We start from the raw sequence: 13939 nt of genomic DNA, 5'->3' as shown, positions 1-13939 counted from the left end.
TTACCCCTCAGTCAGTCCCTTCCCGCACCCACCGTCTGACCTCAGCCTGTATGGCGTAAGCCGGTGCCTCCACAGCATTGAAATCTTGCGTATAGCGCTGGGCAAAACCTTCTACCCCCCATTCCTGATACTGCTGCACATGCTTGAGTTCGTGAGCCCAGAGCGCGGTGTCCTGCTCTGCACTTTGAGCGTCCCGGAAGAGGATGATGTCGATCAGCGTCACGGCACCGACATCGGGGTTTTGCAGCATGGCCGTGGCGGCGCTGAACTGGCTGCTGTCGCTCACTTTGTAGCGCGCGGTATCGAGGACGCTGGGGGCGTACCAGCGCAGCAGTTGCTCCCGGATGTGCGGGGGAATCGGTTGGATGCCGGCACTGGCGGCTTCAGCGCGGGCCTGGGTCAGCCAAAGCGCCAAGGCAGGTGCCGCGATCTGGTAGAGGCCATCAGGCAGCGGGCCGCCGAGCACCTGTCCCAGGTCGGGCAGGCAGATGCAACTGTCCAGGCAGATTTCTTTTTCACCCGCCGGGCAGGCGCTGGCCCGGGCGGCCATTACAAGCGTCAGGCAAAGAACAAACAGCGCCACCGGGCGCGTGGTGATGGGCGGCATTGAGCACTCCAGGGACGGACGCAGCGCGAACAGGTTTAGCGTATCCCATCGGTCCCTTCTCGATGACCGCTTATTGCAGCCCTTCGACATGCAGCTATCACCAACCCTTGTTATTACTTCCGGGATTTCATCGCACGAGTAGCGGCCATCCAAAGATGGCCGCTCTCAATACACTTGAATCGCAAATTAATGAACTAATACAACCCTTCAACACCAGAACAACCTGTTCTTGGAACAGGCTATTTATTCGCGCTCACCGCCCCTTGATAGTAAGGCAGATTATCAATACGCGGTTTGTAGTCACCCTTAGCGACACTTTTCTGAACATGAGCCGCGATCTCGTCCATGCGAGCAAACCAGACACCGCCTTTCGACATCATGTATTCGATCAGTTTGGTAACCTCATGCCATCGTGCCAGACGACCGGAAAGGAATGGGTGCCAAACCGGTATGAATAGACCGCCGTACTCCCATGCCGCATCAAACTCGGCCTTAAAAACCTCGACAGCGCGCTGAGGCGATTGAATCGGCATCTGAAAATCAAGGTCGATACTGTGCATATACTGCGGCCAGTCATCCAGGGCCCAGCTTGAAGGCAGTTCTACCAACTCGCCAGCAGAGGTACGCAACACATAAGGAATATCATCCCCCATCAAAGAAGCGTCGTAACTGAAGCCTCGTTCAATCAACAAGTCAGCAGAGTGCTCTGACATGTTGTAGAGCGGCGCCCGCCATCCCCGAGGAGCCTGGCCAGTAAAGCGCTTGATGGTGTCGCAACCGCGATCAAGCCAATAGGCCTCCTCTTCTCGGCTCAGTTCGTTTGGATGTTCATGTATGTAGCCATGATGGGCAATCTCATGACCACCTTCGACGATGGCCTCAATGGCTTTGGGGTACTGCTCGATACACCAGGCCGGGATAAAGAACGTTTGTTTGATCTCAAAACGTCGATACGTTTCCACAATCCTTGGAACCGCCACGTCAGGACCGTATTGCAGCATTGAAATGCTGGCAACACGTGTCGCTGAGTCTTTGGGGTGTGCCACATGCAGAATACTGTCCGCGTCCATATCAAAAGTAAAAGCTACGGCACAGCGTGCGCCGTTTGGCCAAACAATCGGGTTGCTAATCATGCTTGATCACTCCTGCCTGCATTAATTACCAATAAGGCGTATGCAACAGTTACCTGACACCGATATCAATATTCGTGATCGATTAGCCAATCGGAATAATGTGACATGCCTCGTTCAAGCGTCCCCCCCGCTCGATACCCCAATCCCCCCCCCGCCGCACTGAGACCCCCCCCCCCCTGCCGATCCAAATGCCAATACCCACCGCCGATTTCAATATGGGCACCCGGTATCAGTTTTCTGATGATATCCACGGCCTCATGCAGCCTCCAGGGACGATCACCGGCAATATTGAATACACTGCCTTTGATATCCTTGGCTTCAGCCGCTATCAGTACCGCACGTACAACGTCTTCCACATGAATATAATGAAAGCGGTGATCTCCCCCGCTGGACAGCGTGAACTTCTCACCACGATGAACCGTTTTAAGGATATCCCTGAGAATTTGCGGCATTTTGTTTTCAGGGCCATACACTTCCGCAATCCGCAACGAGACCACTTCCATACCATAGAGCTCGTTATAAACCCTGCCAAAATGTTCGGTGGCAAGTTTGGTGACACCGTAAGGTGTCGTCGGGTTGGCTGGGGCCTGTTCATTTACCACACCTTCGACATGTCCATAGACAGCCTCGGAAGAGAAATTAACCAGCTTTTTAATCCCCGCCATACGCATCGCTTCAAGCAAATGAATGGTGCCGTCGATATTCGCCGCCACCGTAGTGATTGGAAGTTCTATGGACAAATCGGGATGCGACATGGCCGCCGTATGAATGACACGATCAACCCCGAACTTCTGGATGGTTCTGACGATTTTCGGAATATCGAACAACTCACCTTGTACGGCCGTCATGAATTCTGACTTGGCCTCTGAGTAGTCACGGTTATAACTCACCACGTGAACACCCTGCTCACTGAGTTTCTGAGTGAGGTAGCGCCCCACATAACCCAGGCCGCCGGTAATCATTACAGCGCTCATATAGCATTCCTCTTGTTGTAGTTATAGTAGCGTCGCTTATTTAATCGGGAGAACTGTGGGCTCGCTGAAACTCAATCTCTTAGATCGCGGTTCCGCCATTGGGGCTGACCACCTGTCCCACCATGTAATCGCCCGCGGGTCCGGCCAGTGCTTCAACCATGGCCGCAATTTCATCCGGCTTTCCAAAGCGCTTTAACGGAACCGTCTCGCGCGTCTCATCGTTGTATTCGATGGTGTCCTTGATCAACATGTCCGTCTCGATCGGGCCCGGCGCCACCGAGTTGACCAACACGCCTGACGAAGCGACCTCTTTTGCGACCGCTTTTGTGAGCGCAATCACCCCGCCCTTGGATGCGCAATAGGCTGCGTAGGTAGGAAATCCAATCAGCCCCAACTCAGAGCTGATGTTGATAATCCGCCCTTGACCGCGCGCCAGCATGCCGGGCAATACCGCCTGCATACACGCCCACGTACCTCCCAGATTGGTGCTGATCATCTGCTCCCACTGGGCCCAGGTGGTCTGTGCAACTGTGGCCGAAACCAGCCGCCCGGCATTGTTGACAAGAATGTCGACCCGCCCATACCGACGCTCTGCCTCCCGGATGATTCCGGCTGCGGCCTCAGGGTTACTGACATCCGCTTGAACAGTGAATCCATCTCCACCGTTCTCTTGCGCAATTGCGATCACCGCTTCCAGTTGATCATCGGAATCGAAGTAGTTCAGTACCAAATGATCGCCATTTGCAGCAAAGCGCTTGGCGGTTGCCAGCCCGATACCCTTCCCGGCCCCAGTGATGACTACAACACGCTTCATAAGCTCACCTATCTTTAATTAAAGTGACCTGCTAATAGCGGGCATAACTAAAGCCACCCATGTTCTGTGCGAAGACTTAGTATCAAAGTAAGTAACTAATGCTGATCGTGAAATTAAATGCCTGATTAACCTCAGCATCACGATGGGTCTTGCGCCTGAGCAAGCACAGTTCGCTTGGAGATAGTCGAGCGCCATATCAGGATCAATACGCCAGACAAGATCGTCAGCGCTCCAAGATACCAAGCGGTGTACTGATCTTCCGGAGAAACCGGATTCGCCCCAGCGGTATAACCGATATATCCCAGCACAAGGATTGCAAGAGACGCCGGGATCGACAGTGCCAATGACAATCCGAAACTGTGACGTCGCCAGGTCATCGCAATGAACGCTGCGATGGCGGCCATGTAGGACATCACCAACGTGATGGTCACTACGTCGTAGTACCACGAGATCTTGTCCAGCGGTTTCCACCAGAGCAGCGCAATGGCGACGGCCGAAACGATAACGCTGGCCAGCCAGGGAGATCTCGACTTGTTGACTGATCGCAGCGCTACAGGCAGATGCCCTTCCTCGCTCATTCGGTAAAGCGTACGAGCCGCCGCACTAGAGGAAATCTGCAATCCGGCGCATGCCGATGTGATTACCACGAACAAGGCGATCCAGGCCATAGCCGGGGGCAAGTAGACATTGGCGACAGCGGCGATCGGTCCACCATTACCGTCCTCGATGATCGCCGCCAATGTCTCTACGGGCACTGCGAACTGCCAGCCGATAGCCGCGAGGCTGTAAATGAGGAATGCTGAAGTCAGAACGAGCAACATAGAGCGTTGCACAGTGCGAACGGGAATGCGCGACTCTTCAATATAGTTGATCGCCGAGTCGAAGTTGGCGAGCATCCATACGCCGAACAGCACACCCGGTCCAATCGCCGACAAGCCTCCGGCGCCCTCCAGCGAATACATGGAGGTGATTGATAAATCCTGCACGTGTGGATTGATCAGCCCCATCAACCCGAGTCCCGCGACAACGCTGATTTCAAAGACCAGGAAGACGCTGGCCACTTTGGCGGTGGCATTGACGCCCTTACAGGAAATGACCAGGAAGATCAGGATCAGGCCCGTCCCGATCATTTTAGAGTTAAGCGATCCCCCCACTGCCGGGATCAGCGCCTGTATATATTCCGTTCCTATGATTGCGCACATTGCCATTACCGCCGTGCAGGCAACCGCATACGCCCAGCCGAGAACAGTGCCGACACCGGGGTGTAGGAATCGCGTGGTAAATGTGAAAATCCCACCCGCTGACGGCGCCTGTCGAGTAAGCGAGATCATGCAGAAGGCCATTACCAACATCGGAAAGAAATACGCAATCAAAATAGCCAACGGCGCATGGTGGCCGGATATGGAGTAAAGAATCGACATCGAAGACGCCGCGATCCAGCCTGGCGCATTGAATCCAAGCGCCGAAAAAGTGACATCCCTGGTATTGAGCGTTGCCTTGTTAAGAGCCGTATTCAACTCGCGAACAGTTCCATCGCGGTCATAACCGATTATTTCGTAAAGGTTCATTTTTAGACTCTGAGCTATAGAAGATTTTATAACGCCCAATAATTTAAAGTTACTTAGGCGCCGCTTTTATTATCCAGCTAAGCAGAATGCAAATAGTGAAACCGAAACAAGTCAGATTATAATTATCTATCGAGGCTTGTTTTTTGTCAGGCACACTTCCCCAGAAAACCCTCCACTCAGGAATCAGTTCTATTTGGAATTTTTCAACCGTCTATACGGGGTCGACAGCGACTCATGAATCCTCTGAGCGGCGGTGGCTCATTATTAGAACGGAGTAAAAATACCTAACATCCCCAATCTCAGATGCTTGTATCTGAGTAAGCGAAGTAAACAACCTATCGGCACCTCCGACTGGCATTCAGGCCCGAATCGGGATCCCCGGCCAGGAGCAGCGACAGCAGCCGTGCAGGACTCTTTATAAGATCTTTATTCTCTTGCCCCCAATCCTGTTAACAACTTTCCAGGCATCCACTTAGGCTTTCCTCATCGCGGGAGGAAATGCCATGGACTTCATCTTTTTGGTGCTCGGTGCCGTGTTTTTCATCAGCCTGGTCGGCCTGGCGCGCGGCTGTGCGGCGCTGAACAGTAGACGGTCATGACGGGCTTCTATTTGTTCGGCAGCCTCATTGCTGTCGGCTTGCTGGTTTACCTGGTCGCCGCGCTGCTGTTTCCGGAGGACTTCCTATGACGACTCAAGCCTGGGTTCTCCTCGGGGCCTTTCTGCTGGTGCTGGGTGTGTTGGCCTGGCCGCTTGGACGTTGGCTGACCTTGGTGATGGAGGGTCGATTTAGCTTCGGCTCACGCATCGAGTCGCCGCTGTATCGCCTGGCCGGCGTCACGCCTGAAGCGCAAATGAGCTGGCTGCAATACGCCCTCGCCCTGATCCTGTTCAACGCGCTGGGGTTACTCGCCGTCTACGCGCTGCAACGGCTGCAAGGTGTTCTGCCGTTCAACCCGCAAGGGTTCGGCGCCGTGTCGCCCGATTCTTCGTTCAATACCGCGGCCAGTTTCGTCACCAACACCGACTGGCAAGGCTATGGCGGTGAGTCGACGATGAGTTACCTGACGCAGATGCTTGCGCTGACGGTGCAGAACTTCCTGTCAGCCGCCACCGGCATCGTGGTGGCCGTGGCCCTGATTCGCGGGTTCGCCCGCCACAGTGCCGCCAGCATCGGCAATGCCTGGACCGACCTGACGCGCATCACCTTGTGGGTGCTGCTGCCGCTGTCGCTGATATTCGCGTTGTTCTTCGTCAGCCAGGGTGCGATCCAGAATCTTGACCCCTATAAAGAAATCACCACGATGGAGGTCATGCAGTACCAGGCCCCGGTGCAAAACGACGCCGGCCAGCCGACCCTCGATGCCCAGGGTGCGCCAGTGACCCAGGCCAGCACTACCCACAAACAGACCATCGCCATGGGCCCCGTTGCCTCGCAAGAGGCGATCAAGATGCTCGGCACCAACGGCGGTGGATTCTTCAACGCCAACTCGGCGCACCCCTCCGAGAACCCTACCGCCGTCACCAACTGCCTTCAGTTGATCGCGATCTTCCTGATCCCCGCCGCGCTGTGTTTCGTCTTCGGCCCCATCGTTGGTGACATGCGCCAAGGTTGGGCGCTGCTGGCGGCGATGACGATCATCTTCGTGATCGCGGTGGTTGCCGTCACCCACTACGAACAACTGGGCAACCCACAGTTTTCAGCGCTGGGCATCGACACGGCAGCGGGCAACATGGAAGGCAAGGAGCTGCGTTTCGGCATCAGCGCATCGAGCCTGTTCGCCGCCGTGACCACCGCGGCGTCATGCGGCGCGGTCAATGCGATGCACGACTCGTTCACGCCAATGGGCGGCGCGGTGCCGCTGGTGCTGATGCAACTCGGCGAGGTGGTGTTCGGCGGCACCGGCTCAGGTCTGTACGGCATGCTGGTGTTTGCCCTCCTGGCGGTGTTTATCGCCGGCCTAATGATCGGGCGCACGCCTGAATATCTCGGCAAGAAGATCGAAGCCTACGAGATGAAAATGGTCGCCATCGCGATTCTGGTGACGCCATTGCTGGTGTTGTTTGGTACTGCTATCGCTGTCATGGCCGAGGCCGGCAGGCTGGGGATTGCCAACCCGGGTGCCCATGGGTTTACGGAAATCCTCTACGCCTTCTCCTCGGCCGCCAATAACAACGGCAGTGCATTCGCCGGACTGTCGGCGAACACGCCGTTCTACAACACGATGCTGGCGATCGTCGCCTGGTTTGGCCGCTTCGGCGTGATCGTCCCGGTGCTCGCCGTCGCCGGCAGCCTGGCCGCGAAGAAACGCCTGGCCGTGACCGGCGGCACGATGCCCACCCACGGGATGCTGTTCGTTGTGCTGCTGATCGGCACGGTGTTGCTGGTCGGCTTGCTCAACTATGTCCCGGCGCTCGCCCTGGGGCCCGTCGTCGAACACCTCGTCCTGATCAAGTGAGACCACGAACATGACCCGCAAAGCGTTCTCCTTGTTCGATCCCAAACTGATAGCGCCCGCCATCGGCGAGTCCGTGCGCAAACTCAGCCCGAGGATCCAGTGGCGTAACCCGGTGATGTTCGTCGTCTACATCGGTGCGATTATCACCACCGCGCTCTGGGGCCAGGCCCTGCGTGGCCAGGGTGAGGCCGGCAGCGGGTTCATCCTCGCCATCGCCTTGTGGTTGTGGTTCACCGTGCTGTTCGCCAATTTTGCCGAGGCCCTGGCCGAAGGTCGCAGCAAGGCCCAGGCGGCGTCCCTGCGCAACCTGAAAAAGGAAACCTGGGCGAAAAAACTCCGCGAGCCTCACTACGGCTCCGAATGGCAATTGGCGCAGTCGAGTGGTCTGTGCAAAGGCGATGTGGTGGTGGTTGAAGCCGGCGACCTTGGGGACTCGTTGATCCCCGCCGACGGCGAAGTCATCGAAGGTGCCGCCTCGGTGGATGAGTCGGCCATTACCGGCGAAGCGGCCCCGGTGATTCGCGAATGTGGCGGCGACTTCTCCGCCGTGACCGGCGGCACCCGGGTGCTGTCGGACTGGATCGTCATCCGCGTGACTACCAACCCTGGCGAAACCTTCGTCGACCGGATGATCGCCATGGTTGAAAACGCCAAGCGGCAAAAGACCCCGAATGAAATTGCCCTGTCGATTTTGTTGGTGGCGCTGACGATCGTATTCCTCGGCGTGACCGTGACGCTGCTGCCCTTCTCGCTGTTCGGGGTCGCGGTGGCCAACTCCGGGGCGCCGGTCTCGATCACCGTGCTGATCTCGTTGCTGGTGTGCCTGATTCCCACGACCATTGCCGGCCTGCTGTCCGCCGTCGGTGTGGCGGGCATGAGCCGTATGATGGAGGCCAATGTCATCGCCACGTCCGGCCGCGCTGTAGAGGCTGCCGGTGATGTGGATGTGCTGCTGCTCGACAAGACCGGGACCATCACCCTCGGCAACCGTCACGCCTCGGCGTTTCTACCCGCGCCCGGTGTCAAGGAAGCGGAACTGGTGGACGTCGCGCAGCTCGCGTCGCTGGCCGACGAAACGCCTGAGGGCCGCAGCATCGTGGTCCTGGCCAAACAGCGGTTCAATCTGCGCGAACGCGACATCGCCGCACTTGATGCGCACTTCGTGCATTTCTCGGCGCAAACGCGCATGAGCGGGGTCAACCTGGGCGAGCGGCAAATTCGCAAGGGCGCTGGCGAGGCCATTCTCAAGCACGTGCAGAGCCTGGGCGGGCAATTTCCGGAAGCCGTGCAGACCAGCATCGAAGAGGTGGCACGCCGGGGCAGCACGCCGCTGGTGGTCGCCGACGGCGCCAAAGTGCTGGGGGTCATCGAACTCAAGGACATCGTCAAAGGCGGAATCAAGGAGCGCTTCGTCGAACTGCGCCGCATGGGCATCAAGACGGTCATGGTGACCGGCGACAACCGCGTAACCGCCGCCGCCATTGCCGCCGAAGCGGGTGTCGATGACTTTCTGGCCGAGGCCACACCCGAACAAAAACTCGAACTGATCCGCACCTACCAGGGCGAAGGCCGGCTGGTGGCCATGACCGGCGACGGCACCAACGACGCCCCGGCGCTGGCGCAGGCGGATGTCGCCGTGGCGATGAACTCGGGCACTCAGGCGGCCAAGGAGGCCGGCAACATGGTCGACCTCGACAGCAACCCGACGAAGTTGATCGAGGTGGTCGAAACCGGCAAACAGATGCTGATGACCCGAGGCTCGCTGACCACCTTTTCGATCGCCAACGACATCGCCAAGTATTTCGCGATCGTCCCGGCGGCCTTTGTCACCACCTACCCGCAACTCGCGGCGCTTAACATCATGGGCCTGGCGAGCCCGAATTCCGCCGTGCTGTCGGCGGTGATTTTCAATGCGCTGATTATCATTTTCCTGATCCCCCTGGCGCTCAAAGGCGTGAAGTACCGCCCGGTCGGTGCCGCCCTGCTGTTGCGGCGTAACCTGTTGATCTATGGGCTGGGTGGGGTCATCGTTCCATTCATTGGCATCAAGGTGATCGACATGGCGTTATCCGCTGTCGGTCTGACTTGAGGGAGCACTGTCATGGCATCTCTGCTGCGTCCGGCGTTTACGCTGCTGATTGCGTTTTCACTGGTCACCGGCCTCGCTTATCCGCTGCTGACCACCGGGATCGCCAGGCTGGCCTTTCCGCAACAGGCCGCTGGCAGCCTGATCGAACGAGACGGCAAAACCGTCGGCTCGCTGTTGATCGGTCAAGGCTTCAGTGATCCGAAGTATTTCTGGAGCCGCCCTTCCGCCACCAGCCCCATGCCCTACAACGCGCAGGCCTCGGCGGGATCGAATCTGGGCCCGTTGAACCCGGCGCTGGCGGAGGCGATCAAGGGGCGGATCGAGGCCTTGCACGCGGCCGATCCGGGCAACACGGCCACGGTGCCCGCTGACCTGGTCTACAGTTCCGCCAGTGGTCTTGATCCGCATATCAGCGTGGCGGCCGCGTTGTACCAGGCCGGTCGGGTGTCGCGGGTGCGTCACTTGCCTATCGAGCAGGTTCGCCAGCTGATCGACGCGCATGGCGAAGGCATGCTGCTCGGGTTCCTCGGCGAACCCCGGGTCAACGTACTGGCACTGAACCTGGCACTCGACGCCGCGCATTGAGTGCTAACTCACACACGGTGAGCCTGATGGCCGAACAACGTCCTGACCCGGACCAGCTACTGGCCCAGATTCGCGAAGAAGAAGCGCAAGCCAAACGCGGTCGGCTGAAGATTTTTTTCGGCGCCAGCGCCGGGGTCGGCAAGACCTACGCCATGCTCGCAGCCGCCCATACCGCGAAACTGCAGGACATCAACGTGCTGATCGGCGTGATCGAGACCCACGGCCGCGCCGAAACCCAGGCGCTGACCGAGGGTCTCGAACGGCTGCCGCTCAAGCAGGTCATCGACAAGCACCGCACAGTGACCGAGTTCGACCTGGACGCCGCACTCGCGCGCAATCCGGGCTTGATTCTGATTGACGAACTGGCGCACACCAACGCTGTCGGTTCACGGCATCCAAAGCGCTGGCAGGACGTGGAGGAACTGCTCAGCGCCGGGATCGATGTCTGGTCAACCATGAACGTCCAGCACCTGGAAAGCCTCAACGACATAGTCGGCGGTATCACCGGTATTCGCGTCTGGGAGACCGTGCCCGACCATGTTTTCGACACCGCCGATGAAGTGGTCATCGTCGACTTGCCGCCCGATGACCTGCTGCAGCGCTTGAAGGAAGGCAAGGTCTATCTGGCGCAACAGGCCGAGCGCGCTGTGCAGAATTTCTTTCGCAAAGGCAACCTGATTGCCCTGCGCGAACTGGCACTGCGCCGGACCGCCGACCGGGTCGACAGCGACATGTTGCAGTACCGCCAAAGCAGCGCGGTGAAACCGGTATGGGGGACTCGCGACTCCCTGCTCGCCTGCATCGGACCGCATGAGCAGGCGGAAAAAACCATCCGCTCAACGGCCCGTCTGGCCGCTCAACTCAATGTGCCCTGGCACGCGGTGTATGTCGAAACCCCGGCGTTGCAGCGCCTGCCCGAAGCCAAGCGCCGTCGTGTTCTGGTCACCCTGAAACTGGCCCAGGACATGGGCGCGCAGATTTCGACCCTGGCCGGTCAGGACATCGCCGAAGCACTGGTCAAATACGCGCGGCAGTACAACCTTTCAAAAGTCGTGCTGGGCCGTGACGAACAACCACGGCGGCGATTCTGGCGCCGGGAACTGGCCGAGCGAATTGGTGCGCTGGGCGCCGACCTTGACGTGATTCAAGTCTCGCTGCCGGCCAACCGACGCCCGCAAACCGAGACGGCGCCAGCAATGGGCGAGAACCCGGTGGAGTGGCGATCCTACATCTGGAGTGTGGCGCTCTGTGCAGTCACGACACTGGCGGTCATGCCGCTGGCGCACGTGCTCGAACAGGCCAACATCGTCATGATGTTCCTGCTGGTCGTCGTCGCCGTGGCGGTGCGCTTTGGTCGCGGCCCGGCGGTCCTGGCGGCGTTTGTGTCAGTGGCGGCCTTCGACTTCTTCTTCGTATCGCCGCGTTTTTCGTTCGCCTTCGCCGATGTGCAATACCTGGTGACCTTCAGCGTGATGCTCGTGGTTGCTCTGGTCATCGGCCAGATGACGGCCGGCCTGACTTACCAGGCGCGGGTGGCGCAGCGGCGTGAAGATCGCATGCGCGCGCTGTACGACATGTCGCGCCTGCTGTCTGCCGCGCTGCTGACCGAACAGGTCGCCGATATCAGCGCACGCTTTCTGTCCGCCGAGTTTGGTGCACGCTCTGCCTTGCTGGTGGCCGATGACAACAACAAACTGCTGAGTCCCATGGTCACCGGGGATGAGCCGCAAGTGGACCTTGCCATCGCCCAGTGGTCGTTCGACAAACCCGAACCGGCCGGCTACGGCACCGACACCCTGCCCTCCAGTTCAACGCTGTACCTGCCCTTGTCGGCGCCCATGCGCGTGCGCGGGGTTTTGGCCGTGCAGCCGCGAGACACCACCCGGTTGGTGGTCCCGGAACAGCGACGCCTGCTCGACACCTGCGCGTCATTGCTGGCCATCTCGCTGGAGCGGATTCACTACATCAACGTGGCCCAAGACACCACGCTGCAGATGGAGTCCGAGCGCTTGCGTAACTCGTTGCTGTCGGCCATCTCCCATGACCTGCGCACCCCGCTGTCGGTGATGGTCGGGCTCGCCGAAGCGCTGAAACTGACCCGGCCAGCGCTGACCGGCGAAGCGGCCGAGATCGCCACGGCGGTGGGTGAATCCGCCCTGCGCATGAACACGCTGGTCAACAACCTGCTGGACATGGCGCGCCTCGAATCCGGCAAAGTGGTGTTGAACCGGCAGTGGCAGCCGATCGAAGACGTGGTGGGCAGCGCCCTGCGCGCCATCCAGCCGATTCTCGGCGCGCGCTCGGTACAGGTCGCTCTGGACGATGATTTGCCCCCCGTACACATCGACGCGGTGCTGATCGAACGGGTCCTCATCAACCTGATCGAGAATGCCGTCAAGTACACGCCGCCAGGCACCACCATCGGCCTGGGTGCCCGTGCCACAACCGAGGCTATCGAATTGTGGGTCAGCGACGAAGGACCGGGGTTGCCGCAGGGTCACGAAGAGGCAATCTTCAGTAAATTCATGCGCGGCAAGAAGGAAAGCTCGATTCCCGGCGTCGGGCTGGGCCTGGCCATCTGCCGGGCCATTGCCCAGGCGCATGGCGGGACGGTTCAAGGGGTCACACGACCCGAGGGCGGCGCATGCTTCACGTTACGCCTGCCCCGTGAAGTCCCGCCGATCATCCACCCCTTTGTGCAACAGACTGACGAGGAGCAGCCATGACCGAATCAGTGCCGCATGTTCTGATCATTGAAGACGAGAAGGAAATACGCCGCTTCGTGCGCATGGCCCTGCAAGCGGAAGGCCTGGAAGTGCACGAAGCCGAGACCTTTCACCGGGGCCTCATCGACGCAGGCACGCGCCGGCCCGACCTGATCGTGCTTGATCTGGGACTGCCCGACGGCGACGGCATCGACCTGATCCGCGACGTACGGAGTTGGTCACCGGTGCCGATTATTGTGTTGTCTGCCCGAGGTGCCGAGTCCGACAAAATCCTCGCACTGGACACCGGCGCAGACGACTATCTGGTGAAACCCTTCGGCACCGGGGAACTGCTCGCCCGAGTGCGCGCGCTGCTACGCCGGCAGGCCAAAGACGCCGAGAACACTGCCGTGCTGAGCTTTGGCGACGTTCGAATCGATATAGAACGCCGTGTTGTGGAACGCTCCGGCCTGCCCTTGCATCTGACGCCACTGGAATACCGCTTGCTGGTTCATCTGTGCTCGCACCCCAACCGGGTCCTGACGCACTTGCAACTGCTCAAGGCGGTGTGGGGTCCTTCGCACACCACCGATACCCCGTACCTGCGTGTCTTCATGGGCGGCTTGCGCAAAAAAGTCGAAGTCGACCCTTCCCAGCCACGGCATCTGGTGACCGAAACGGGGGTGGGTTACCGCTTTATTCCTTGAGCGCTAAGCCATAACGCAATCCAATGTAGCAGCTGGCGAAGCCTGCGTTCGGCTCGGGCCGCGATCGGACGCAGCAGTCGTAAACCCTGCGCACGCGGTGTGCCTGAAAAACCGCACAGCCTGATTTCACGACTGCTACGCAGCCGAACGCAGGCTTCGCCAGCTGCTACAAAGTGGGTGTTGCGGCGGATTAACTGACTGGCATTAAGGCCATCGCCTCTGTTTTCTTGCCCAAGACGTGATGTGCGCGCAGCAGGATGACCATGTCCGCGTTGGTTACCGCTTCATTCCTTGAGCGCT

11 protein-coding genes are annotated in these 13939 nt (G+C 59.1%); 6 read left to right on the top strand and 5 right to left on the bottom strand.

Going from position 1 to position 13939, the window contains the following annotated elements:
* Positions 1 to 7: 7 nt before the first annotated feature.
* From AEQ67_RS09205 to AEQ67_RS09185, 5 genes are all read right to left on the bottom strand, one after another.
* Positions 8 to 607 carry an eCIS core domain-containing protein gene (locus AEQ67_RS09205; protein ID WP_059403571.1) on the bottom strand — a complete coding sequence of 200 codons (600 nt, stop codon included), beginning with the start codon at positions 605 to 607 and terminating at the stop codon, positions 8 to 10.
* A 239-nt stretch (positions 608 to 846) separates the two neighbouring features.
* Positions 847 to 1740: a polysaccharide deacetylase family protein gene (locus AEQ67_RS09200; protein ID WP_059403570.1), complete on the bottom strand. Its 894-nt coding sequence runs from the start codon at positions 1738 to 1740 to the stop codon at positions 847 to 849.
* A 65-nt stretch (positions 1741 to 1805) separates the two neighbouring features.
* Entirely contained in the window at positions 1806 to 2714 is a 909-nt protein-coding gene (locus AEQ67_RS09195) for an NAD-dependent epimerase/dehydratase family protein (protein ID WP_059403569.1), read from the bottom strand.
* A gap of 79 nt (positions 2715 to 2793) precedes the next feature.
* Positions 2794 to 3528 carry an SDR family NAD(P)-dependent oxidoreductase gene (locus AEQ67_RS09190; protein ID WP_059403568.1) on the bottom strand — a complete coding sequence of 245 codons (735 nt, stop codon included), beginning with the start codon at positions 3526 to 3528 and terminating at the stop codon, positions 2794 to 2796.
* Positions 3529 to 3665: 137 nt separating this feature from the next.
* On the bottom strand, positions 3666 to 5096 hold the full coding sequence (locus AEQ67_RS09185) for an APC family permease (protein WP_059403567.1): 1431 nt from the start codon (positions 5094 to 5096) through the stop codon (positions 3666 to 3668).
* 595 nt (positions 5097 to 5691) lie between these two features.
* On the opposite strand from AEQ67_RS09185, the gene kdpF reads away from it, so the two are divergent.
* From kdpF to AEQ67_RS09155, 6 genes are read left to right on the top strand one after another with little or no spacing between them, the layout of a single operon-like run.
* Positions 5692 to 5784 (top strand): K(+)-transporting ATPase subunit F, encoded by a 93-nt coding sequence (gene kdpF / locus AEQ67_RS09180; protein WP_059403566.1) that lies wholly within the window; start codon positions 5692 to 5694, stop codon positions 5782 to 5784.
* The gene (kdpA, locus tag AEQ67_RS09175) at positions 5781 to 7553 is read left to right on the top strand and encodes a potassium-transporting ATPase subunit KdpA (RefSeq protein WP_059403565.1); all 1773 of its coding nucleotides are present in this window, start codon (positions 5781 to 5783) and stop codon (positions 7551 to 7553) included. Before kdpF ends, kdpA begins: the two co-directional genes overlap by 4 nt.
* A 10-nt stretch (positions 7554 to 7563) precedes the next feature.
* Entirely contained in the window at positions 7564 to 9642 is a 2079-nt protein-coding gene (gene kdpB, locus AEQ67_RS09170; RefSeq protein ID WP_059403564.1) for a potassium-transporting ATPase subunit KdpB, read from the top strand.
* A gap of 12 nt (positions 9643 to 9654) precedes the next feature.
* A complete protein-coding gene (gene kdpC, locus AEQ67_RS09165) occupies positions 9655 to 10227 on the top strand; it encodes a potassium-transporting ATPase subunit KdpC (RefSeq protein WP_059403563.1) in 573 nt (190 codons plus the stop codon).
* A 26-nt stretch (positions 10228 to 10253) separates the two neighbouring features.
* Positions 10254 to 12953 carry a two-component system sensor histidine kinase KdpD gene (kdpD, locus tag AEQ67_RS09160; protein WP_059403562.1) on the top strand — a complete coding sequence of 900 codons (2700 nt, stop codon included), beginning with the start codon at positions 10254 to 10256 and terminating at the stop codon, positions 12951 to 12953.
* Positions 12950 to 13639 (top strand): response regulator, encoded by a 690-nt coding sequence (locus AEQ67_RS09155; RefSeq protein ID WP_059403561.1) that lies wholly within the window; start codon positions 12950 to 12952, stop codon positions 13637 to 13639. The genes kdpD and AEQ67_RS09155 overlap by 4 nt, the downstream gene beginning before the upstream one ends.
* Positions 13640 to 13939: the final 300 nt, after the last annotated feature.

The organism is Pseudomonas sp. RIT-PI-q, from assembly GCF_001297125.1.
Taxonomy (GTDB): Bacteria; Pseudomonadota; Gammaproteobacteria; order Pseudomonadales; family Pseudomonadaceae; genus Aquipseudomonas.
The sequence above is the reverse complement of the archived record's forward strand: the minus strand, read 5'-3'. Positions and strand labels throughout refer to the sequence as shown.

What these genes read in the sequence shown, in the direction of transcription:
- AEQ67_RS09205 (WP_059403571.1), bottom strand. Translation starts at nt 607, where the DNA reads ATGCCGCCCATCACCACGCGCCCGGTGGCGCTGTTTGTTCTTTGCCTG.
- AEQ67_RS09200 (WP_059403570.1), bottom strand. Translation starts at nt 1,740, where the DNA reads ATGATTAGCAACCCGATTGTTTGGCCAAACGGCGCACGCTGTGCCGTA.
- AEQ67_RS09195 (WP_059403569.1), bottom strand. Translation starts at nt 2,714, where the DNA reads ATGAGCGCTGTAATGATTACCGGCGGCCTGGGTTATGTGGGGCGCTAC.
- AEQ67_RS09190 (WP_059403568.1), bottom strand. Translation starts at nt 3,528, where the DNA reads ATGAAGCGTGTTGTAGTCATCACTGGGGCCGGGAAGGGTATCGGGCTG.
- AEQ67_RS09185 (WP_059403567.1), bottom strand. Translation starts at nt 5,096, where the DNA reads ATGAACCTTTACGAAATAATCGGTTATGACCGCGATGGAACTGTTCGC.
- kdpF (WP_059403566.1), top strand. Translation starts at nt 5,692, where the DNA reads ATGACGGGCTTCTATTTGTTCGGCAGCCTCATTGCTGTCGGCTTGCTG.
- kdpA (WP_059403565.1), top strand. Translation starts at nt 5,781, where the DNA reads ATGACGACTCAAGCCTGGGTTCTCCTCGGGGCCTTTCTGCTGGTGCTG.
- kdpB (WP_059403564.1), top strand. Translation starts at nt 7,564, where the DNA reads ATGACCCGCAAAGCGTTCTCCTTGTTCGATCCCAAACTGATAGCGCCC.
- kdpC (WP_059403563.1), top strand. Translation starts at nt 9,655, where the DNA reads ATGGCATCTCTGCTGCGTCCGGCGTTTACGCTGCTGATTGCGTTTTCA.
- kdpD (WP_059403562.1), top strand. Translation starts at nt 10,254, where the DNA reads ATGGCCGAACAACGTCCTGACCCGGACCAGCTACTGGCCCAGATTCGC.
- AEQ67_RS09155 (WP_059403561.1), top strand. Translation starts at nt 12,950, where the DNA reads ATGACCGAATCAGTGCCGCATGTTCTGATCATTGAAGACGAGAAGGAA.